The sequence below is a fragment of the Bradyrhizobium nanningense genome (genome assembly GCF_004114535.1).
Classification (GTDB): Bacteria; Pseudomonadota; Alphaproteobacteria; order Rhizobiales; family Xanthobacteraceae; genus Bradyrhizobium; species Bradyrhizobium nanningense.
Genome location: NZ_LBJC01000032.1, coordinates 20,525 through 41,669 on the forward strand (window position 1 = coordinate 20,525; position 21,145 = coordinate 41,669).

General features: G+C 65.2%; 19 protein-coding genes. 8 read left to right on the top strand and 11 right to left on the bottom strand.

Features of this window, described 5'->3' with window-relative positions; all coding sequences use genetic code 11:
• The first annotated feature begins 32 nt into the window (after positions 1-32).
• Positions 33-2,312, top strand: a complete 2,280-nt coding sequence (locus XH84_RS27940; protein ID WP_128919359.1) for a ComEC/Rec2 family competence protein — start codon at positions 33-35, stop codon at positions 2,310-2,312.
• Between the two features lie 7 nt (positions 2,313-2,319).
• Here XH84_RS27940 and XH84_RS40065 read toward each other — a convergent pair whose 3' ends face one another.
• The 3 genes from XH84_RS40065 to XH84_RS27955 all read right to left on the bottom strand — a co-directional run bounded on the left by XH84_RS40065 (position 2,320) and on the right by XH84_RS27955 (position 5,458).
• Complete coding sequence (locus tag XH84_RS40065; protein WP_164936246.1) at positions 2,320-2,754, bottom strand: hypothetical protein; 435 nt, start codon at positions 2,752-2,754, stop codon at positions 2,320-2,322.
• A 615-nt stretch (positions 2,755-3,369) separates the two neighbouring features.
• Positions 3,370-4,071 carry a transcriptional repressor LexA gene (gene lexA / locus XH84_RS27950; RefSeq protein ID WP_128919360.1) on the bottom strand — a complete coding sequence of 234 codons (702 nt, stop codon included), beginning with the start codon at positions 4,069-4,071 and terminating at the stop codon, positions 3,370-3,372.
• 175 nt (positions 4,072-4,246) lie between these two features.
• A complete protein-coding gene (locus XH84_RS27955; protein WP_128919361.1) occupies positions 4,247-5,458 on the bottom strand; it encodes a molybdopterin molybdotransferase MoeA in 1,212 nt (403 codons plus the stop codon).
• 133 nt (positions 5,459-5,591) lie between these two features.
• Here XH84_RS27955 and XH84_RS27960 point away from each other — a divergent pair, with 133 nt between their 5' ends.
• Together XH84_RS27960 and XH84_RS27965 are read left to right on the top strand one after the other, a co-directional pair.
• Complete coding sequence (locus tag XH84_RS27960; protein ID WP_128919362.1) at positions 5,592-5,819, top strand: hypothetical protein; 228 nt, start codon at positions 5,592-5,594, stop codon at positions 5,817-5,819.
• A gap of 79 nt (positions 5,820-5,898) precedes the next feature.
• A complete protein-coding gene (locus XH84_RS27965) occupies positions 5,899-6,102 on the top strand; it encodes a type II toxin-antitoxin system RelE/ParE family toxin (RefSeq protein WP_245471874.1) in 204 nt (67 codons plus the stop codon).
• 104 nt (positions 6,103-6,206) lie between these two features.
• Here the strand turns inward: XH84_RS27965 and XH84_RS27970 are convergent, their stop codons facing one another.
• From XH84_RS27970 to XH84_RS27980, 3 genes are all read right to left on the bottom strand, one after another.
• Complete coding sequence (locus XH84_RS27970) at positions 6,207-6,413, bottom strand: hypothetical protein (RefSeq protein WP_128919363.1); 207 nt, start codon at positions 6,411-6,413, stop codon at positions 6,207-6,209.
• A 169-nt stretch (positions 6,414-6,582) separates the two neighbouring features.
• Positions 6,583-7,209, bottom strand: coding sequence for an HAD family hydrolase (locus tag XH84_RS27975; RefSeq protein ID WP_128919364.1), 627 nt, complete (start codon positions 7,207-7,209; stop codon positions 6,583-6,585).
• Between the two features lie 28 nt (positions 7,210-7,237).
• Complete coding sequence (locus XH84_RS27980; RefSeq protein ID WP_128919365.1) at positions 7,238-8,371, bottom strand: alpha-hydroxy acid oxidase; 1,134 nt, start codon at positions 8,369-8,371, stop codon at positions 7,238-7,240.
• Between the two features lie 320 nt (positions 8,372-8,691).
• Between XH84_RS27980 and XH84_RS27985 the strand changes: the two genes are divergently transcribed.
• Positions 8,692-10,029: a S41 family peptidase gene (locus tag XH84_RS27985; RefSeq protein WP_128919366.1), complete on the top strand. Its 1,338-nt coding sequence runs from the start codon at positions 8,692-8,694 to the stop codon at positions 10,027-10,029.
• Between the two features lie 95 nt (positions 10,030-10,124).
• On the opposite strand, the gene XH84_RS27990 is transcribed toward XH84_RS27985, so the two are convergent.
• The 5 genes from XH84_RS27990 to XH84_RS28010 form a co-directional block, all read right to left on the bottom strand.
• The gene (locus tag XH84_RS27990; protein WP_128919367.1) at positions 10,125-12,857 is read right to left on the bottom strand and encodes a bifunctional diguanylate cyclase/phosphodiesterase; all 2,733 of its coding nucleotides are present in this window, start codon (positions 12,855-12,857) and stop codon (positions 10,125-10,127) included.
• Between the two features lie 176 nt (positions 12,858-13,033).
• Entirely contained in the window at positions 13,034-13,558 is a 525-nt protein-coding gene (moaC, locus tag XH84_RS27995) for a cyclic pyranopterin monophosphate synthase MoaC (RefSeq protein ID WP_128919368.1), read from the bottom strand.
• 1 nt (position 13,559) lies between these two features.
• A complete protein-coding gene (gene trpC / locus XH84_RS28000; protein ID WP_128919369.1) occupies positions 13,560-14,381 on the bottom strand; it encodes an indole-3-glycerol phosphate synthase TrpC in 822 nt (273 codons plus the stop codon).
• Between the two features lie 7 nt (positions 14,382-14,388).
• The gene (trpD, locus tag XH84_RS28005) at positions 14,389-15,402 is read right to left on the bottom strand and encodes an anthranilate phosphoribosyltransferase (protein WP_128919370.1); all 1,014 of its coding nucleotides are present in this window, start codon (positions 15,400-15,402) and stop codon (positions 14,389-14,391) included.
• Between the two features lie 14 nt (positions 15,403-15,416).
• Positions 15,417-17,315, bottom strand: coding sequence for a peptidylprolyl isomerase (locus XH84_RS28010; RefSeq protein WP_128919371.1), 1,899 nt, complete (start codon positions 17,313-17,315; stop codon positions 15,417-15,419).
• Between the two features lie 222 nt (positions 17,316-17,537).
• Here XH84_RS28010 and tpiA point away from each other — a divergent pair, with 222 nt between their 5' ends.
• The 4 genes from tpiA to XH84_RS28030 all read left to right on the top strand — a co-directional run bounded on the left by tpiA (position 17,538) and on the right by XH84_RS28030 (position 21,028).
• Positions 17,538-18,293, top strand: a complete 756-nt coding sequence (gene tpiA / locus XH84_RS28015; protein ID WP_128919372.1) for a triose-phosphate isomerase — start codon at positions 17,538-17,540, stop codon at positions 18,291-18,293.
• A 139-nt stretch (positions 18,294-18,432) separates the two neighbouring features.
• Complete coding sequence (secG, locus tag XH84_RS28020) at positions 18,433-18,819, top strand: preprotein translocase subunit SecG (protein ID WP_128919373.1); 387 nt, start codon at positions 18,433-18,435, stop codon at positions 18,817-18,819.
• 166 nt (positions 18,820-18,985) lie between these two features.
• A complete protein-coding gene (pyrG, locus tag XH84_RS28025; RefSeq protein ID WP_128919374.1) occupies positions 18,986-20,617 on the top strand; it encodes a CTP synthase in 1,632 nt (543 codons plus the stop codon).
• 84 nt (positions 20,618-20,701) lie between these two features.
• Positions 20,702-21,028, top strand: coding sequence for an NIPSNAP family protein (locus XH84_RS28030; protein WP_128919375.1), 327 nt, complete (start codon positions 20,702-20,704; stop codon positions 21,026-21,028).
• Positions 21,029-21,145 lie beyond the last annotated feature (117 nt).

Below are 21,145 nucleotides of genomic sequence, written 5' to 3' on the forward strand. Positions count from 1 at the left end.
AGTGCCAATCGCGTCGCGTAAGGTGCAGGGAAATGGCGGAGCCGGGCCGGCCAGTACGCGCCCAGGGAGTTGTCGGGACGTGGCCGGTCGGCCGCGCTGCGCCCGCCCGCGGCTTTGTTCCGGCCGGCTTTGGCATCTGGCCTGCGATCGTCGAGACATTGCGGGAGTGGGCCCGCGCCGAAGCTGGCCCCGGGCGCCTGCTACCGTGGGTGCCGGTCGCCTTTGGCGACGGCATCGCGCTGTATTTTGCCGCCGATCACGAGCCGGTGCTGTGGGTTGTCGCCACGACGGCCGCCGCACTCCTGCTCGGCGCGATCCTGTTGCGGCGGAGCCGGCTGTTCGCCGCGGCGCTCATGATTGCGGCGGTCGCTTCCGGCTTTGCCGTGGCGACCTGGAAGACCGCGCGCATCGCGCATACCGTTTTGGCAAAACCGCTCTATTCGGTGTCGCTGTCGGGATTCGTCGAGACGCGCGACATCCGTGAGCGCACCGATCGCTTCGTGCTGCGCGTCACCGCCATGGAGGCGCAGCGCAGCGACGTCAAGCTGGAACGCGTCCGCCTGTCCGTGCGCAAGGGCACCGCGCCCGAGGTCGGCAGCTTCGTTCAATTGAAGGCGCGGCTGATGCCGCCGCTCTCGCCGATGCGCCCGGGCAGCTACGACTTTTCGCGCGACATGTTCTTTCAGGGCATCGGTGCCTCCGGCTTCGTGATGGGCGCGATCACGGCTTCAATACCGCCTGATGAAGGCGGCCTGCGGCTGCGCTATGCCGCCTTCATGCAGGGCCTGCGCGATGCGATCGATGCCCGCATCCGCGTAACCCTCGAGGGCGACAACCGCGCGATCGCAACCGCGCTGCTCACCGGGCGGCGCGATACGATTTCCACGCCCGTCAATGACGCGATGTTCGTCTCGGGACTCGGGCACGTTCTGTCGATCTCCGGCTATCACATGGCGGTGGTCGCGGGCGTCGTCTTCTTCGCCGTGCGCGCGCTGCTGGCGCTGATCCCGGGCCTGGCCGTCGGCTTCGCCATCAAGAAATGGTCGGCCGCCGCCGCGCTGGTGGCGGCTGCGTTCTATCTGCTGCTCTCGGGGGCAGAGGTCGCCACGCAAAGATCGTTCTTCATGACGGCGGTGGTGCTGATCGCGGTGATGGTCGATCGCCGCGCCATCACCTTCCGCACGCTGGCCGTGGCGGCGCTGATCGTGCTCGCGCTTGCGCCGGAGGCGCTGGTGCATCCGAGCTTCCAGATGTCGTTTGCGGCAACGCTCGGGCTGGTCGCGCTGGTGCAGATCGGCATGCCGAACCTGTTCGCATCGCCCGATCATTCCGCGACGGCGCGCGTCGCGCTGTGGGGCGGCCGCGAGATCGCGATGCTGTTCCTGGCCTCGCTGATCGCGGGGCTTGCGACCACGCCCTATGCCGCCTTCCACTTCCACCGCGTCACGCCCTACGGTGTGCTGGCCAATCTCGGCGCTATGCCGGTGGTCTCGGCGCTGGTGATGCCGGCGGGGCTGCTCGGCCTGCTCGCAGCGCCGTTCGGGCTCGACGGCATGTTCTGGTGGCTGATGGGCCTCGGCATCGACTGGATGGTCGCGGTTTCGCGCTGGGTGGCGGCATTGCCGGGCGCAGTGGGCCACATCCCGGCGTTCGGCATCGCGCCGCTGATCGCAGCGAGCCTCGGCATCATCCTGATGGGCCTTTTGCGCACGCCCTTGCGCTGGGGCGGTGCCGTGGTGCTGCTGACTGCCATCGCCTGGGGCCTGTCGGTGCGGCAGCCCGATATTCTCATTGCCGGGGACGGCGCGAGCGTTGCCGTGCGGGGCGGGGACGGGCGTTTGCACCTGATCAGGGCGGGCAAGGACAATTTCCTGCTGCAGGAGTGGCTGGCGGCCGACGCCGATCCGCGCGATGCCGGCAATAGCGCGTTGGCCGAAGCGGTGTCGTGCGACGAGGCCGGCTGCGTCACACCGCTCGCCGACGGGCGGCTGGTCGCGCTGGCCTCGCGCATCGACGCGCTGACGGACGATTGCAGCCGCGCCGCGCTGGTCGTGACGTCACGGTCTGCGCCACCCGATTGCGCGGCGATGGTGGTGGACCGGCAGCGGCTCGTCCGCCAGGGCGCGCTGGCTCTGACGCAGCGTGGCGACGGATTTGCCGTCCAGGCGGTGAGGGCGAGGGGCACGAACCGTCCCTGGTCGCCGGCGGCCGCCGGCGAGGGAGATTTCGAAGGCGCCCTCATGCCGAGGGCGGCAGCTCCGCGCAGCAAGGATGCGACCCCGTCCGAGGCCGATCTTCAGGCGGAGGACTGAGCCCCTGTCAGCCCATCGGCAGGGGCGTGACCGGCGGCTGGCTGTCGGCGACGATCTGCGGCTTGTGCTCGCGCTCGCCGACCGCTTGGGTCACCGGCAGCTGCAGCACGGTTGCGCGCTGGCCTTCGACGAGCTGAGTCACCAGCACGTACTTGCCATCAGGGAATTCGATCGCGTCATGATGGCGATCGGGAATGTGCGGATCGATCTTGCCGAACTTGCCGACGCGGGAGTTGACGGTGCGCGTCCAGATCCAGCGATTGTCGTAACGGACGTTGTCGGCGAAGGCGAGCTCCGTTCCCGGCAGCAGGCAGACCGCAACGGAGAGATCGGCCTCGGAGGCGAAGCCGCGCGTCGAGGTGCCGCGGAAGGTTGTCGTGACGATCGTCTCGCCGACTTCAGCGGGGCGCGTCGCGACGGCATGCAGGCTATAGTCACACATCGGGTGCTCCTCATGCGAAGATAGCGACCCGCACCCCTCTTGGAGGCGCAGGCCTCTGTCAGAGTATAAGCACCAACGCTCTGCTTGGTTGTAGGCGAATCTGCGGCTGGGATCCGTGCGCTGCGATCACATTATCTTTCCCTGATTCACTAGGAACAAAGCGGGCTGCCGTGCATTTGGACGGCGTCGTGTCTATGTCGTCGTGTCAATGACGGCAAATGCGACAGCCTGCATCCCAGCGCGATCGCGAGACTGCGTAATTGCATTGCGGGCGCTGCGGCGTGCGGCATTCACTGCCGAGTTGTTGCGGACATGGTGATGCGCTTGCGCGGCAGTGTCCCCGCGTGCCCATCCGCAATCAGCTCCGCGACGGCTGCATCTGCATCCAAACGATCCAGCGCTCGGCTGTCCTCTCGAACCCGAAAGGCCGTGAAGCGATGTTGCTTGGTACGCTCCGCCGAGGATGTCGCCTGGAGGAGGAGGCGGATAATCTGTGCAGAACCGGAAAGACTATCCAGCCGGAGCGGACATTCATCCGCTCCAATCTCTGATCGGCGATGCCGATCGAAGGAGCACGTAGGCGCCAAATACTTCCGGATCGAGTCCTTTCCGGAATCAGTACTTCCGGTAAAGCCCGATCAGCTTGCCCTGAATCTTCACGCGGTTCGGCGGCAGGATGCGCACCTCATAAGCGGCATTGGCGGGCTCGAGGGCGATCGAGGCGCCGCGGCGGCGGAAGCGCTTGAGCGTGGCCTCCTCGTCGTCGATCAGCGCCACCACGATGTCGCCGGTATCGGCGCTCTCGTTGCGCTGGATCAGCGCCATGTCGCCGTCGAGGATACCGGCTTCGACCATGGAATCGCCGCGCACCTCGAGGGCGTAGTGCTCGCCCGAGCCGAGCATGTCGGGCGGCACGCTGATGGTGTGGCTGCGGGTCTGCAACGCCTCGATTGGCGTACCCGCCGCGATGCGGCCCATCACGGGCACCGCAACGGGCCGCTCGCCCTCGTCCACCGATGGGCTGGAGCTCGCGCGGATCTTGCCGAGATTGCCCTCGATGACGCTTGGCGTGAAGCCGCGCCGGGCGCCGGCGGCAGCCTGGAGCTCCGGCAGCTTGATCACTTCGATGGCGCGGGCGCGGTTGGGCAAGCGGCGGATGAAGCCACGCTCCTCGAGCGCGGTGATCAGGCGGTGGATGCCTGACTTCGAGCGCAGGTCGAGCGCATCCTTCATCTCGTCGAAGGAGGGCGGCACGCCGCTTTCCTTCAAACGTTCGCTGATGAACCGCAGAAGCTCGTATTGTTTGCGCGTTAACATCTCGACCAAAGTCCCCCGGTTGATGTCGTTCGATTCCGAGACGATGAGTTCAGCGATAAGCCGCTACATGCTCGAAACAAATCATGAACGGACACTATATGTTCGATACATGTTCCGCAACTGCTTAATTTACCGTGAACGAAGCGAAACTCGCGCAATGCGTGTGGCCGAGCGCTCAGACGGGGAGCCGTAGCACCTCGCAAGGGCTGCCGGCCTCGGCCTTCGGCGCGAACGGTGGGCGCACGAGAAGTACCTGTGCCGCAGCAAGATTCGCAAGCAGAGAGGAGTCCTGGTGGCTGACGGGAATCGCGACGGACGTGCCGTCGTCGCGCAGCTCCAGGCGCGCGCGCAAGTAATCCTCGCGCTGGTCGTTGGCGCCGAGGTCGCGGCCCAGCACGGCGCGCTCGCGACGATGATGAAACACTGAATGGCCCGACAAAGCGCGAATCAGCGGCACCATGAACAGGAACGCGCACACGTAGGACGACACCGGATTGCCGGGCAGGCCGATCACGCGCATCGCGCCGAGCCGTCCGTGCATCATCGGCTTGCCGGGCCGAATCGCGATCTTCCAGAAGGCCATCGAGATGCCTTCGCCCCGGAGCGCCTGCTGGACCAGATCGTGGTCGCCGACCGACGCGCCGCCGGTCGTGATCAGGATGTCAGCGCCGCTCTCGCGGGCGCGGCGGATCCCGGCGGAGGTGGCCTCCATGGTGTCCGCGGCGACACCGAGGTCGATGGTCTCGGCGCCCTCGCTGCGGGCGAGCGCGTGCAGGGCGTAGCCGTTGGAATAGACGATCTGGCCGTGCCCGGGCGTGGTGCCCGGCATCACCAGTTCGTCGCCGGTGGCGAGGATTGCGACCCTCGGGCGGCGGCAGACGGCGAGCTGCGGGTGGTTCATCGCGGCCGCAAGCGCGAGATCGCGCTCTGTCAGACGGGTTCCCTTGCGCAGGAGGACGTCGCCTTCACGGAAATCGACGCCGGCCGGGCGGATGTGCCGTCCGGTGATCGCGGCTTCCTTGATCGTGACGCTGGTGCCGTCCGCGACGGTGTCCTCCTGGATCACGACCGCGTCCGCACCGTCGGGTACGACGCCGCCGGTGAAGATCCGCACGGCTTCGCCGGCGCCGACCGCTCTCGCGAAAGGACGGCCGGCTGCGACCTCGCCGATCACAATCAGCCTGGAATCGATCGTCGCCGCATCAGCCGCGCGCACGGCATAGCCGTCCATCGCCGACATGGCCTGCGGCGGCTGGGTGCGCCGCGCCGCGACATCATGCGCGAGCACGCGGTGATAGGCCTCATTGAGCGCCACCATCTGTTCAGGCAGCGGCTCTGCACCCGCCAGCACCGCAGCAAGGGCATCGGAAACCGGCATCAGGGCCACAGGCGACTCCGCAACAAATCAAGGCTGGATCGGCATGGTTCTAGCCGAGCGGAGGGACCGACGCAAAAGGGGCCCTCAGACGAGCGAGAAGACGCACTTCCTTTCGGCGCAACCTGGGCTTATCTTTCCGTCGATGACAAAATTGCTCGAAGAGGCATTCCAAGCCGTGCGGCAGCTTCCTGCGGATAGCCAGGACGAGATCGCGCGCGCGATGTTGGCTCTGACCGGCAACGTAGGGGAGCCCGAGGAAATCGACCCCAGCCATCTTCCTGCGGTCCTTGAGGGGCTCGCACAAGCGAACCTCCGGCAGTTTGCCTCTGACGCCGAGATCGAGGCCGCGTTTCACCGCTTCGAGCGATGAAGCTCAGATTCACACCACGTGCTGCACAAGATCTGATTAGCATTGCCGACTATGTTAGGGAGCGCAGCCCGCGTTGCGCGTGCGCGCTGCGATCCTCGAATCGCTTCAAAATCTTGTTCGCTTCCCGCGACTTGGGAGGCCACAGAAAGTCGAGGGCGTGCGCAAGCTGGTGACGCGACGGTACCCTTGTCTTGTTTACTGCCAACTCGACGAAGAGGCTGGTGAAATCGTCATTCTGGCGATCCGGCATCCCTCGCGGGAACGAGAGCACTCGGACGCCTGAGGCCGCTTTTGAGTCCGTCGCGGCATGATCCGGAAGGCGAGACAGACCGGGATGAGGATGACCACAGCGAGCACGAGAAGGACGAGCGCCACGGCCAGCGTCGGTCAACGTGCGCTCGGATCGTTCGGGCTGACGTCCAATGCGACGTCGGGAGGTTTAGGGCCTTGGTCCTTGTCGGGGAGCGGATCGGCCTGCGATTTCAGGTCGGCAGCCTTGCTGATCAGCTTGGCGGACAGGTCAGAATCCGAGGTGTTTCTTGCGAATTCAAGCAGGAGAGAGGCTTGCTTGGTGAGGTAGGTTTTGCCCAACACGTCGATCAGTCCGATGTAGAAGTCCCAACGGACTCAAGAGTCGGAAGGGCGGTATTCCGTTCCCGGAACTCTGTATAAAAATGCACAAAGTGATCAAGTTCCACACTTTCGGAAAATTAGTTCCAGGAAGCCCTGCTCGCAGCTGGCTTCTGGTGACGGCGGGCTGGCGTCAGATGCCCAATGCTTTCAAGGCGTTGCCGACGTCGCGCGGCGACCTCACGTGCACTGCTGTCAATCCACGCGCCCGCGCCCCCTCGATGTTCTCTTCGAGGTCGTCGAAGAACACGATGCGCCCCGCAGGCAGGCCGATCGCGGCGACCACATGGTCGAAAGCCTCCGCGTCCGGTTTGCGCAGGCCGATGCTGGACGACAGATACAACTCGCGGAAATGACCGAGCAGATCGGCATATGCCTTAGAGAAATGATCGACATGCGGCCGGTTGGTGTTGGAGAAGGCGTAGAGCGGCATCTGTTTCGCTGCGCGCGGCAACAGCTCGGCGATGTCAGGCATCTCGCCGGCGAAGATCGCGTTCCAGCCTTCGAGGAACTGCGCGTCGGAAATCGCGATCCCGAGCGAGGAGCGCAGCGAGGCGAAATAGTCCGCGTCGCTGATCTTGCCCACTTCGTGCAGCCGATAGGCTTCGCTATCGCGTACATAGCGCGCGACGATACTTTCGGGTTGGCAGCCGGCATGCCCCGCCCAGCAGGCGATCGCCTTGGAGAAGTCGATGTCGAGCACCACGCGCCCGAGGTCGAACAAAAGCGCATCCGCGCTGCCGGGAGAGATCGATGTCATTGCGTCCTTTTCACTCGGTATCTGCCAATCAGTACCGATAAGGCTCGTGGTCGAACAGCGGGAATGCGCTGAACACGCTCGGCGCGTTGGTGGCGGTCGCCGGATGCAGGCAGGCTCTGTCGATCTCTGCAAACGACGTGGCGCCGAGCAGGCCGAGGCAGCGCAGCACCTCGTCCTCCAGGAGCTCCAGCATCCGCGCGATGCCGGCTTCGCCGGCCGCCGCCAGCGCCCAGCATTGCAGTCGGCCGATGCCGACCAGATCTGCGCCTGCCGCGATCGCCTTGACGATGTCGGTGCCGCGACAGATGCCGCCGTCGACCATGATCTTGGCGCGACCCTTCACGGCTTCGACGATCTCGGGCAGCACATGCATGGCACCGCGGCCATGGTCGAGCTGGCGGCCGCCATGGTTGGAGACATAGATCCATTCGACGCCGTGATCGACCGCGATCAGGGCGTCCTCGGCGGTGGCGATGCCCTTCAGGATCAGCGGGATCTTGAACTTGTCCTTGATCATCTTCACGGTCCGCCACTCCAGACCCTTCTGGAAATCGCCGCCGGTGGCGCGCAGGCGGCTCTCGCGAACGTAGCGCTTGGCGATGTCGCGTTCGCGACGGCTGTAATGGGCGGTGTCGACGGTCAGGCAGAACGCGGCGTAACCGTTCTTCTCGCTTCGGCTGACGACATCCGCGACGAAGGAATCGTTGCCGCGAACATAGAGCTGATAGAGCCGGAGCGCATCGGGCGCGGCCTCGGCGGTCTGCTCCAGGCCCGGCTCGGACACCGAGCTCAGCATGTGCGCCGCACCGAAGGTGCCGGCACCGCGCGCGACGCTCGCCGCACCATCCGGATCGAAGATTTCGAGCGCGCCGACGGGAGCCAGCACCACCGGAAGGCGCATCTTGCGGCCGAACTGCTGAACCGAGCCATCCACCTTGCGGACATCGCGCAGCACGCGCGGGCGAAAGGCGATCTCGTCCAGCGCCATGCGATTGCGGCGCATCGTGGTTTCGGTCTCGGCGGCGCCGACGATGTAGTCCCAGGCGTTCTGATTGAGGTTGGCCCGCGCTTTCCGGACGAATTCGTGCAGATTCTGGAACGGCTCGTTGCTGGCGCCGAGTTCGACGTTGCGTTCCGGCCGGATGCGGGGTGCTTCGTTCATTGTTGTCCTCCCGAGAATTTGAAGCCTTATGCCATCGCCTAACCCGTCCAGCCCTCCAAAACTATCCTAAAATTGCATAGCTGCGAGGCGTGGACCGGCCGATGATTCCCCTTGCGGGTGGCCAGTCCTGTAACGTTGCCAAAAGTTTAGGTCCGGGCGAAAGCGATTTCTGCGGTGGTCCCGTGGGCGTGGCATCCCGGCCTTGAAGAAACCAGAATGGTATTGTGAGAAGCGGACTGGATCGCCAATTGCATGGCGCCTCCCAAGTCTCGAGAGACAAGCTTAAAGCGAACCGCCCAAGCAAAAAGGCCAGCCCATCCATGCGGAAATCCCTGCTGTTCCCTCTGGGCACGCTCACTGGAGCGTGTCTCACCCTTCTGGTAGCCAGTCCGCACGGCGGCGTATGGGCGGCGCGGGCGGCAGCGAACGCGAATGATGCCTATTCCCAGCTCAATCTGTTCGGCGAAGTGTTCGAGCGCGTGAAGGCGAGCTATGTCGAGAAGCCCGACAATGCCAAGCTGGTCGAAGGCGCGATCACCGGCATGGTGACCTCGCTCGATCCGCATTCGCGCTACATGAACGCGAAGGCCTGGACCGAGATGCAGGAGACCACCTCCGGCGAGTTCGGCGGCCTCGGCATCGAGGTCACGATGGAGGACGGCCTCGTCAAGGTCGTCTCGCCGATCGACGATACGCCGGCCTCGAAGGCCGGCCTCATGTCCGGCGACCTCATCAGCAAGATCGACGGCGAGGCCGTGCAGGGCATGACGCTCGAGCAGGCCGTCAACAAGATGAAGGGCCCGGTCGATACCCAGACCAAGCTCAGCATCGTGCGCAAGGGCGCCGACGCTCCACTCGACGTCGCGATCAAGCGCGAGATCATCCATGTGCGCCCGGTGCGTTTCCATGTCGAGAACGGTGACATCGGCTATGTCCGCATCACCTCGTTCAACGAGCAGACCACCGACGGCCTGAAGAAGGCGATCGCCTCGATCACCAGGGACGTTCCGCAGGAGAAGCTCGTCGGTTACGTGGTAGATCTGCGCAACAATCCGGGTGGATTGCTCGACCAAGCCGTGTCGGTGTCGAGCGCCTTCCTGCAACGCGGCGAGGTCGTTTCGACCCGTGGCCGCAATCCGGAGGAGACCCAACGCTTCACCGCCCATGGCGGCGACCTCACCAAGGGCAAGCCGCTGGTGGTGCTGGTCAATGGCGGCTCGGCCTCGGCCTCGGAGATCGTGGCCGGCGCGCTGCATGACCACAAGCGTGCCACGATCATCGGCACGCGCTCGTTCGGCAAGGGCTCGGTGCAGACGATCATTCCGCTGGGCGCGGGAAATGGCGCGCTGGCGCTGACCACGGCGCGCTACTACACGCCGTCGGGCCGCTCGATCCAGGCCCAGGGCATCGCGCCCGACATCGAAATCCTGCAGGACGTGCCGCCGGAGCTGAAGGGCCGCATGGACACCATGGCGGAGTCTCAAATGCGCGGGCATCTGTCGGCCGGCGAAGGTGGCGAGCAGACGGGGTCACAGTCCTACGTCCCGCCCAAGGACGAGGACGACAAGGCCTTGCATGCGGCCTACGACTTCCTGCACGGCGTCACCGCGAACGCGGTTGCGGCGAAGCCCGCGTCGAAGGCTGCGGTGCCGAATTAGGACTTACCGCTTCGAGACATCGATTGTCGCCCGGGGTGCATCACCGCTCCCGGGCGGTTTCGTATGGGGACCTTGGCGGTGATCCGTCGCCGGACCTAACCGGCTTCGCGGCGACGGCTTTCCTTGCCGCTGCGCTGGGCGAGCCGGCTGCGATGCAGCGCGAACAGCTCCAGCACCTTGTCGGCGGGCTTGGCGGCGCTGAACAGATAGCCCTGCATCTCGGAACAGCCGAGCGCCCGCAGCAGGCGCTGCTGCTCCTCGGTCTCGACGCCCTCGGCCGTGGTGGTCATGCGGCGCGCGGTCGCCAGATTGACGACGGCCTGGACGATGCTGGCGGAGCCGTCGGGACCGGCGATGTCGTCGACGAAACAGCGGTCGATCTTGATCTTGTCGAACGGGAAGCGGTGCAAATAGCTCAGCGACGAGTAACCGGTGCCGAAATCGTCGAGCGCGATGCGCACGCCGATGGCGCGGAGCTGGTGCAGTATCGTGAGCGCGGCATCGTCGTCGCGGATCAGTACCGCCTCGGTGATCTCGAGCTCCAGCCGGCTCGCCGGCAGGTTCGAAGCGGCGAGCGCCGCCATGATTTTCAGCGCCAGCGTGCCGCTCTTGAATTGCACCGGCGAGACGTTGACCGCGAGGCGGATGTCGTCGGGCCAGTTCGCAGCGTCCCGGCAGGCAGTCGCCAGCACCCATTCGCCGATCTCGTTGATCAGGCCGGTATCTTCGGCGATCGGGATGAACTCCGCCGGCGAGACCATGCCGCGCTCGGGATGGCGCCAGCGCACCAGGGCCTCGCAGCCGGTGATACGATCATCCTTCAGGCTGAGGCAGGGCTGGTAATAAACCTCGAGGCCGCCTTCGAGACCTCCTAGGGCGATGGCGTGGCGCAGATCGCTCTCGAGCTGCCGGCGCTCGCGCACCTTGGCATCCATCTCCGGCTCGAAGAAGCGGTAAGTGCGCCGTCCCGCCGACTTGGCGGCGTACATCGCCATGTCCGCGTTCTTGAGGATCTGGTCGAGCACCGTACCGTGTTCCGGCGCGAGCGCGATGCCGATGCTGGCGTCGGTGGTGAGATGATGGCCCAAGCAGTCGAACGGCGCGCGGATGGCCGCGAAGACCCGCGCGACGAGCTCGTCGACCTGGTCCCGCGACGTCACCGCGCTCTGGACGATGGCGAATTCGTCGCCGCCGAGCCGCGCCACGAAATCCGCCGGGCCCGCACAGCAGCGCAGGCTTGCGGCAATCGATTTCAACAGTTCGTCGCCGACGAGATGGCCGAGTGCGTCGTTGACTCCTTTGAACTCGTCGATGTCGATGTAATGCACCGCGATCTCTTCGCCGTTGCCGACGGCGGCCAGCTCTTCGCGCAGGTGCTCGTGGAACATGGTGCGGTTGGGCAGATCGGTCAGCGCGTCGTAATGGGCGAGGTGGGTGATGCGTTCCTCGATGCGGCGGCGCTCGGTGATGTCCTCATGGGTCGCCACCCAGCCGCCGTCCGCGAGCGGCTCGTTGAGGATGTGGATCGAGCGGCCATCGGAGGTGTCGACCACCATGGAGTTGCGCGTATGGATGCCCTTCAGCACGCGCGCGACATAGCCGTCGACGTCGCCCGTGAACGAGCCGGTTGCCTTGCGATGGGCGATGATGTCGTGAAAACTGCAGCCGGGCTTCACGATCTCGGCCGACAATCCATACATTTCGATGTAGCGCTGGTTGCAGACCACCATCCGCCGCTCGGCGTCGAACAGCAAGAGACCCTGCGTCATGTTGTTGACGGCGCGGTCGAGCCGCTGCTTCTCCAGCGTCAGCCGTTCGCGCGAGGCGCGGTGTTGCTCCAGCAGCTTGCGCACGATCGCGATCAGCACGCCGGCGATGGCGAGCGCGGAGGCGCCGGCGACCGAGATCAGCATGCCGATCTGCTCGCGCCAGTCGGTCAGGGCCGCCGCACGCGTCGTGGTGGCCATCATCAGGATCGGGAAATGGGGCAGTGCGCGCGAGGCGATTAGTCGATCTTCGCCGTCGATGGGGCTCGTGAAACGGCCAGCGAAATGATCGAGCCCGAAAACCCTCTGCTGTTCGAACGGACCGGTCTTGAAGTTTCGCCCCATCAATTCGCTGGAATGGGGATAACGGGCGAGCAGCGTGCCGTCCCGATGCAGCATCGAGATCGTCGCGCCTTCGCCGAGCGCAACGGTGGCGAAGAACTTCTCGAAGTTGGCGGGCTCGATGCCGCGTCCGACCACACCCAGGAACTCGCCGTTCGGCCCGACGATCTTGCGCACGATCAGGACGGTCCAGGCACCCGAGATGCGGCTGTGCAGCGGCTCGATCAGGACATCCGGCGAATTGGGATCGTACTTGAAGGTGCGAAAATAGGCGCGGTCGGCCATGTTGACCTTTGGGACCGGCCAGGCCGTCGACGAATTGATCAGATTGCCTTCGGCGTCGATGATGTTGACGCCGCCGATATAGGGCAGTGCCTCGATCTTCGAACGCAGCATCTGGTGGACGCCCTGACCAGAGAGGCGGGTGCGGAAGTCCGCAACGCTGGCAATGCCGATCGAACGTGCGTGATCGACGAAGTCTCTCTGGATGACCGCGAAATCCTGCAATTGCTGGTCGAAGTGATGGGCGAGCATCAGCACGGTGTTCTCCAGCTCGCGGCTGGAATTGCGCAGCGCCCGCTCGCGGAAGTTCTGCGCCATCAGGACCGAGCCTACGGCGATGGCCGCGATCAGCAGCGTGCCGCCCACCACCAGCCAGCGGATCGGTCCGCTGCGCACGAAGGCTTGGTCAAACAGGCGACTGCCGAATCTCGTCATCATGCTGGATCATTGCCGTGCACACGCCGGGATCAATTCTCGGCCCCGAAAACATCCGTGGGTTTACGGGAACGGTGTGGAGGCGAAGTTAGGAAGCGAGGTTAACGGAGCGTGAACGGTCGCGTGCAAAAGCAATCGATGGGCGCGATGCAGCAGGCGTTCGCTGAAATGAGCGTGCTTCAGGCGCGGTAATGGCCGGACTTGCCGCCGAGCTTCTCGACCAGATGGATGCCTTCGATACGCACGCCGCGCTCGACCGCCTTGATCATGTCGTAGATGGTGAGGCAGGTGACAGACACCGCGGTGAGTGCCTCCATCTCCACGCCGGTCGGTCCGGTCACTTTCACGCTGGCCCGCACCACACAGCCCGGCAGCTTTGCGTCGGGCTCGATGTCGACAATGACCTTCGACAGCGCGAGCGGATGACAGAGCGGGATCAGCTCCGAGGTGCGCTTGGCGGCCATGATGCCGGCGATGCGCGCGGTGCCGAGCACGTCGCCCTTCTTGGCGTTGCCTGAGACGATCAGGTCGAGCGTCGCCTTGGTCATGACGACGCGGCCTTCCGCGACCGCGAGCCGCTCGGTCGCCGGCTTGTCCGACACGTCGACCATTCGGGCCTCGCCGGAGGCGCCGATATGGGTGAGGGCGGGGCCTGCCTTGGTCCTCGAGGATTTGGTCTTGGACGGCGAAGCCTTGCGCGCCATGTCAGCGCGTACCGGTCGCGCGCGCGCCCGTCTCGCGCGCGAGCAAGGTGCGCGTCGCCGCGGTGACGTCGGCCTGCCGCATCAGGCTTTCACCGACCAGGAAGGTCGACATGCCGACGCGCTCGAGCCGGGCGAGATCGGCGGGCGTGAAGATGCCGCTCTCGCCGACCATCAGCCGGTCGGCAGGGATCAGCGGCGCCAGGGCCTCGCTGGTGGCAAGCGTGGTCTCGAAGGTGCGAAGATTGCGGTTGTTGACCCCGATCATCGGCGAACGAAGTTTCAGCGCCCGATCGAGCTCGGCGCGGTCGTGGATTTCGATCAGCACGTCCATGCCGTAGGCGAAAGCGGCGTCTTCGAGATCCTTGGCGGTGGCATCGTCGAGCGCCGCCATGATGATCAGGATGCAATCGGCGCCGTGCGCGCGGGCCTCGACCACCTGATAGGGGTCGAACATGAAATCCTTCCGCAGCACCGGCAGCAACGTCGCCGCACGCGCCGCCACCATGAAATCGAGATGCCCCTGGAACGAGGGCGTGTCGGTCAGCACCGACAGACAGGCCGCGCCGCCGGCCTCATAGGCCTTGGCGAGCTGGGGCGGGTCGAAATCGGCGCGGATCAGCCCTTTCGAGGGCGAGGCCTTCTTCACCTCCGCGATCAGCGCGTAATCGCCGTTGGCGTGCTTGGCCTTGATCGCGCCCACGAAGCCGCGCGGAGCCCCTTGCGCCTTGGCTCTTGCCTCAATCGCCGCGAGCGGCTGCGCGCGCTTGGCGGCTGCGATCTCCTCGCGCTTGTAGGCTTCGATCTTGGTCAGGATGTCCGACATGTCAGGCTCAGCCGTTCGAGACCGCGATCAGGTGCTTCAGCTTCGCGTTGGCTGCGCCGCTGTCGATCGACTTCATGCCGATCGCGACGCCTTCCTTGAGGTCCTTGGCGCGCCCGGCCACGACCAGTGCAGCTGCGGCGTTCATCAGGGCGACGTCGCGGTAGGCGCTCGGCTTGCCGTCGAGCACGCTTTGCAGCGCGATCGCATTGGCATCGGCGTCACCGCCCTTGAGCGCGCCGGCCTCGCAACGCGGCAGGCCGGCGTCTTCCGGCGTCACCTCGAAATTCCGGATCTCGCCATTGTGGAGCGTGGAGACGAAGGTCGGGCCGGTGAGGGTAATCTCGTCGAGGCCATCGGAGCCGTGCACCACCCAGGCGGATTCGCAGCCGAGATTCTTCAGCACCTGCGCCAGCGGCTGCACCCATTGCCTGGAGAAGACGCCGACCATCTGCCGCTTCACGCCGGCCGGATTGGACAGCGGGCCGAGCAGATTGAAGATCGTGCGCGTCGCAAGCTCGACCCGGGTCGGACCGACGTTCTTCATGGCGGGATGGTGGGCGGGAGCGAACATGAAGCCGATGCCGCATTCGCGCACGCAACGGCCGACCTGATCGGGCCTGAGGTCGATCTTGACGCCGAGCGAGGCCAGCACGTCGGCGGCGCCCGAGCGCGACGACAGCGCGCGGTTGCCGTGCTTGGCCACCGGCACGCCGGCGCCCGAGACGATGAAGGAGGCGCAGGTCGAGACGTTGACCGAGCCGGAGCCGTCGCCGCCGGTGCCGACGATGTCGACCGCGTCAGGCGGTGCCGTCACGGTCAGCATCTTGGAACGCATCGCCGAGACCGCGCCGGTGATCTCGTCGACGGTTTCGCCGCGCACCCGCAGCGCCATCAACAGGCCACCCATCTGGGAGGGCGTGGCCTCGCCACTCATCATGGCGTCGAAGGCGGAAGCCGCTTCGTCACGCGACAGGCTGGCGCCGGTCGCCACTTTTCCAATGATCGATTTCAGGTCGTCCATCGCGTGCTTTCAACTCACTGGTTCGCGCCGGTCACCTGCGCGAAGGCGGCCTGATTAATGGTGGTCCCGATGTCGGTTTCAAGCTTGTTGACGTAGGAGGCGACCTGCTCCTCGGTCTGGGCGCGGTCGAGGCTCTCCTTCAGCTTCTTGACCGCGTCTGAGGCAACGTCGACCGCGGGATCGACGATATCGGTGACGCGGAAGACGATGACCTCGGTGCCGCCGGTCACCGGCGTCTGTCCGACGCCATCCTTGGCGGCGCGGAAGGCGGCCGCCACGACGGAAGCGGGCACGCTGGCGGGCGTATCGTCGCGCTTGAAGCCGGTCGCGGTCTCGACCTTGGCGCCGATGGCGGAGGCTTCATCGGCGAGCTTGCCGCCCGCTTCGAGCTTCTGCACCATCTCGGTCGCCTTGGTCTTGAGCTTGGTCGCGATCTGGTCCTGGCGCCAGCGCGCCTCGACCTGGTCGCGGACCTCGTCGAGATTGCGGTCGCGTGAGGGCGTGATGGCGAGCACGTCGTACCAGACATAGCCGCCCTTGAACGAGATCGAGTCGTTGTCGACGCCGACATCGGTGTTGAAGGCCTGCGACACCACGTCGAGGCCCTGCGGGATATTCGCGACCGGCTGGCCGTCCGGGGCGCGGCCGGAGCGGTCGACCGCGTCGATGGTCACGGCGGTGAGGCCGAGCTTCTGCGCCGCGTCGATCACGCTGGCGCCGCCGCCACGCTCGTCCTCCATCTTGTCGCGGAGATCGTTGACCTTGACGCGCGCGCGCTCGGTTGCGATCTCGCGCTTGATGTCGCCGGCAAGGGTTGCGTAGTCCGCCTCTTTGCCCGGCTCGATCTTGTCGACCTTGACGATGGATGTGCCGAGAGCGCCCTGGATCGGCTGGCTGATCTCGCCGGCGGGAAGCGCGAAGGCGGCTTCGCCTACCGCGGCATCCAGCGAAGATTTGGTGACGAGGCCAAGGTCGACATCGGAGGCGCTGAGCCCGCGCTCCTTGCCGAGGTCCTCGAACGACATGCCGCCGACGAGGCGCTCCCGGGCGGCCTGCGCTTCCGCCGCGTTGGGGAAGACGATCTGCTGGATCTGGCGCTTCTCTGGCGCGCCGAGCCGGTCCTTGCGCTGCTCGAACACTTTCTTGGCGTCCTCGTCCGACACCTCGCTCCACTTGCCGATTTCTTCCGGCGAGACCACCACGAAGGCGATCTTGCGATATTCGGGCGCGCGGAACTGAACCTTGTGATCCTCGAAATAGGCCGCGAGCGCCTCGGGCGAGGGCGCGTCGATCTGGCCTGCCTGGGCGGCATCGAGCCTGACGAACTCAATGGCGCGCTGCTCGTTCTGGAAGCGCGTCAGCACGTCGATCATGGCCTTCGGCGGCTCGAGGCCGGCGCCGATCGTGCCGGTGATCTGCCGGCGCAGCGACACCTTGCGCTGCTCGGACACGTAGCGCTGCTCGGTATAGCCGAAATTGCGGATCACGGCCTGGAAGCGGTTCGCATCGAAGTTGCCGCCAACACCCTTGAAGTTAGGGTCGTTCATGATGACCTGGCGGATCTGGTCATCGGACTGACCGAGCCCGAGCCGGCGTGCCTCCTCGTCGAGGGCAGCTTCCGCGATGGTCTGCTGCAGCACCTGGCGGTCGAGGCCGAAGGCGCGCGCCTGGTCGGGCGTCAACGGACGGCCGAACTGCCGGCTGATCTGCTGCAGGCGGTCGGTATAGATCTGGCGGAACTCGTTCAGCGAAATCTCGGTGTGGCCGATCTTGGCGACTGTGGACTGCCCGAAGCCGCGGAAGATGTCGGCGATGCCCCAAATGCCGAAACTGACGATCAACACGCCCATCACCACGGCCATAATGGTCTTGCCGAGCCAGTTTGATGAGGCTTTGCGCATTCCTCGAAGCATTTGGTCCAACTTGTCTGAGCAGGAGGGGAACGGGAACGCGTCTTAATGCAGATTCCGCAAAAGCGCGTCACCAAATTGATCAATCATCATAAAGTGGCGGCTTTCGCCCCGCAACCTCGGGTCCGCCGACGCTGACGGCGGCGGTTAAGAACCTCTGGTCTCTGGAACTGCGCCGGGTCCTCTGCTAGCGCATGCACAAACCTCATTCTGCTGGGAATCGACATGACCGACGCCATCCGCCCCCTGATCGCCGGCAATTGGAAAATGAACGGGCTGAAGGCCCAGGCTGCCGAGTTCGACGCCATGCTCAACGGTGCGGCAGATGTGGCCGCAAAGGCCGACCTGCTGGTCTGCCCGCCGGTGACCCTGATCGCAGGCTTTGCCGAGAAGGTGCGCGGCAAGACGGTCGCGGTCGGGGCTCAGGATTGCCATCCCAAGGCCTCCGGCGCGCATACCGGCGATATCTCCGCCGAAATGCTGGTGGATGCCGGGGCGAGCGCCATCATCGTTGGCCATTCTGAGCGTCGCGCCGACCACGGCGAGGGCGATGGCCTGATCCGCCAGAAGGCGGAAGCCGCCTGGCGCGCCGGGGCGACAGCGATCGTCTGCATCGGCGAGACGCAAGGCCAGCGCGACGCCGGTCAGACCCTGGACATTCTGCGCGGGCAGCTCGTGGGCTCGTTGCCGGATGGCTCGACCGCCGCGAATCTCGTCGTGGCCTATGAGCCGGTCTGGGCCATCGGCACCGGCCTGACCCCCACGGTCAAGGATGTCGAGCAGATTCATGGGTTTATCCGGGAGCTCCTGACCATCAGGTTCAAGGCCGACGGTGCCAGGATGCGCATCCTCTACGGCGGCTCGGTCAAGCCTTCGAATGCGGCCGAGCTGATGGCGGTCAAGAACGTCAACGGGGCGCTTGTTGGCGGCGCCAGCCTGAAGGCGGCTGATTTCCTTGCCATTGCCAAGGGCTGCCCCTAGCTAAGTCCAAACCGCGGGACCGGCCCGATCGGGGGTGGCAATACCCCCTCCGATCGTGTAACACCGCGCAACTTCAGGAAAACCCGCGAAGCGCGATCGGCCGCCGTCAGGCGCCGCCCGCTTGTGACGGAAGGGCACTATGCAGACCGTTGTCATCGTCATTCACCTCATGATCGTCACTGTGATGATCGGCGCCGTCCTGCTCCAGAAGTCGGAAGGCGGCGGCCTCGGCATGGGTGGCGGCGCGGGCTTCATGTCGAGCCGAGGCACCGCGAATCTCCTGACGCGGACCACCGCGATCCTGGCTGGGCTCTTCTTCCTCACCAGCCTGTTCCTGTCATGGCACGCGGGCTACAGCCGCGCACCGTCGTCGATCATCGGCACCCCGGCGTCGCAGGGCCAGCCGGCCGGCGGATCGCCGATCGCGCCGCCGACCTCGGGCGGCATCCTGGATTCGCTCAAGAAGGCCGACGAGCAGCAGCAGGCCCCGGCCCCGACCGGCCCGCAGGTGCCGCGTTCGCAATAAAGCAGGGGGGCCATGCAGGGCGGCTGCTACCGTCCTGCATCAACAATCCCCATCAAGGCACTGTCACCACTCTTAGTTTTGGCTCACCCACAGGCCCGCAGAATCTTTGGGGCGGAATACGAATCGCTTTGGCGAATCGAATTCGAGGGATTAGAGGTTAAGTCCCATGGCGCGGTACATATTCATCACCGGCGGCGTGGTTTCTTCGCTCGGCAAGGGTCTGGCTTCAGCGGCACTCGGTGCGCTGTTGCAAGCCCGGGGCTACAAGGTCCGCCTCCGCAAGCTCGATCCCTATCTCAATCTCGATCCCGGAACGATGTCGCCGTATCAGCACGGCGAAGTGTTCGTGACCGATGACGGCGCGGAGACCGATCTCGATCTCGGTCACTACGAGCGATTCACCGGCCGACCGGCGACGAAGCAAGACAACATCACGACGGGGCGCATCTACCAGGACATCATCTCCAAGGAACGCCGCGGCGATTATCTCGGCGCGACCATCCAGGTGGTTCCGCACGTCACCAACGCCATCAAGGAATTCGTCCTCTCCGGCAACGATGACTACGATTTCGTGCTGGTCGAGATCGGCGGCACCGTCGGCGACATCGAGGGCCTGCCGTTCTTCGAGGCGATCCGCCAGCTCAAGAACGAGCTGCCGCGCGATCACGCCGTCTACATCCATCTGACGCTGCTGCCCTATATTCCGAGCGCCGGTGAATTGAAGACCAAGCCGACGCAGCACTCGGTGAAGGAGCTGCGCTCCATCGGCATTCAGCCGGACATCCTGCTCTGCCGTACCGACCGTGAGATCCCGAAGGAGGAGCGGCGCAAGTTAGGGCTGTTCTGCAACGTGCGCGAAAGCGCCGTGATCGAGGCGCGCGACGTCGACAACATCTATGCCGTGCCTGAGGCCTATCACAACGCGGGCCTCGACGACGAAGTGCTCGCCGCCTTCGGCATCGGCTCGCGGATTCCGCCGGAGCTGCGCAGCTGGCAAGAGATCAACGAGCGCGTCCGCAATCCCGAAGGCAACGTCACCATCGCCATCGTCGGCAAATACACCGGCATGAAGGATGCGTATAAGTCGCTGATCGAGGCGCTCTCGCATGGCGGCATCGCCAACAAGGTGAAGGTCAATCTCGACTGGATCGAGAGCGAGATCTTCGAGAAGGAAGATCCCGCGCCGTTCCTCGAGCACGTCAACGGCATCCTGGTCCCCGGTGGATTTGGCCAGCGCGGCGCGGAAGGCAAGATCAAGGCAGCGCAGTTCGCGCGCGAGCGCGACGTGCCGTATTTCGGCATCTGCTTCGGCATGCAGATGGCGGTGATCGAGGCCGCGCGAAACCTCGTCGGTATCGAGGACGCCAATTCCACGGAGTTCGGCCCGACCAAGGAGCCCTTGGTCGGCCTGATGACGGAATGGCTGCGCGGCAACGAGCTCGAGAAGCGTTCGCAGGCCGGCGACCTTGGCGGCACGATGCGGCTTGGCGCATACCCTGCGGCGCTGAGCCGCGGCAGCCGTGTCTCCCAGGTCTATGGCGGCGCCACCGAGATCTCCGAGCGCCACCGCCATCGCTACGAGGTCAACACCGCCTACAAGGATCGTCTCGAGCAGCACGGCCTGAAATTCTCAGGGCTCTCGCCCGATGGCGTGCTGCCGGAGATCGTCGAATACGAGGATCACCCCTGGTTCATCGGCGTCCAGTTCCACCCCGAGCTGAAGTCGCGGCCGTTCGAGCCGCATCCCCTGTTCGCCTCGTTCATTCAGGCGGCGATGGTGCAGAGCCGGCTGGTGTAGTCGGCTCGCCCGCCTTTGAAGGGCGAGCAATTTGTTGCGACAACTCCCCCGCCGCAAAAACAACAATGCATGGAGTGAACTCCGATGATCTACGAAATGCGCGTCTATCGCTGCTTGCCCGGCCGGCTGCCGGCGCTCTTGAAGCGGTTCGAGACCGCCACGCTGAAAATCTGGGAGAAGCACGGCATCAAGCAGGCCGGGTTCTTCACGACGCTGATCGGCGAATCCAATCAGGACCTGACCTATTTCCTGGCCTGGGACTCGCTCGCCGAGCGCGAGAAGAAGTGGGGCGCGTTCGCGACCGATCCGGACTGGATGAAGGCCCGCGCCGAGAGCGAAGCCGACGGTCAGATCGTCGCCAATATCGTCAGCCAAATCCTGACGCCAACGGCGTTCTCGGCGGTGAAGTAGCGATTCCCGCCGCAGCGGGGAACCCCAGCGCAACCCTGATATTCTGACGGCCCGGACCGAATAGGGTTGATCCGACCCTTATCGCGGCTATGGTCGCGCCGAAACGAGGGATTTGCC

Bases quoted from the DNA above. Each gene is read 5' to 3' on its own strand.
- moaC (WP_128919368.1), bottom strand. From the start codon at position 13,558: ATGGCGCGCAAGGCTTCGCCGTCCAAGACCAAATCCTCGAGGACCAAG.
- lexA (WP_128919360.1), bottom strand. From the start codon at position 4,071: ATGTTAACGCGCAAACAATACGAGCTTCTGCGGTTCATCAGCGAACGT.
- XH84_RS28010 (WP_128919371.1), bottom strand. From the start codon at position 17,315: ATGCTTCGAGGAATGCGCAAAGCCTCATCAAACTGGCTCGGCAAGACC.
- XH84_RS27940 (WP_128919359.1), top strand. From the start codon at position 33: ATGGCGGAGCCGGGCCGGCCAGTACGCGCCCAGGGAGTTGTCGGGACG.
- XH84_RS40065 (WP_164936246.1), bottom strand. From the start codon at position 2,754: ATGTGTGACTATAGCCTGCATGCCGTCGCGACGCGCCCCGCTGAAGTC.
- trpD (WP_128919370.1), bottom strand. From the start codon at position 15,402: ATGGACGACCTGAAATCGATCATTGGAAAAGTGGCGACCGGCGCCAGC.
- XH84_RS27975 (WP_128919364.1), bottom strand. From the start codon at position 7,209: ATGACATCGATCTCTCCCGGCAGCGCGGATGCGCTTTTGTTCGACCTC.
- XH84_RS27985 (WP_128919366.1), top strand. From the start codon at position 8,692: ATGCGGAAATCCCTGCTGTTCCCTCTGGGCACGCTCACTGGAGCGTGT.
- XH84_RS27990 (WP_128919367.1), bottom strand. From the start codon at position 12,857: ATGATGACGAGATTCGGCAGTCGCCTGTTTGACCAAGCCTTCGTGCGC.
- XH84_RS27980 (WP_128919365.1), bottom strand. From the start codon at position 8,371: ATGAACGAAGCACCCCGCATCCGGCCGGAACGCAACGTCGAACTCGGC.
- XH84_RS27960 (WP_128919362.1), top strand. From the start codon at position 5,592: ATGACAAAATTGCTCGAAGAGGCATTCCAAGCCGTGCGGCAGCTTCCT.
- pyrG (WP_128919374.1), top strand. From the start codon at position 18,986: ATGGCGCGGTACATATTCATCACCGGCGGCGTGGTTTCTTCGCTCGGC.
- tpiA (WP_128919372.1), top strand. From the start codon at position 17,538: ATGACCGACGCCATCCGCCCCCTGATCGCCGGCAATTGGAAAATGAAC.
- XH84_RS28030 (WP_128919375.1), top strand. From the start codon at position 20,702: ATGATCTACGAAATGCGCGTCTATCGCTGCTTGCCCGGCCGGCTGCCG.
- trpC (WP_128919369.1), bottom strand. From the start codon at position 14,381: ATGTCGGACATCCTGACCAAGATCGAAGCCTACAAGCGCGAGGAGATC.
- secG (WP_128919373.1), top strand. From the start codon at position 18,433: ATGCAGACCGTTGTCATCGTCATTCACCTCATGATCGTCACTGTGATG.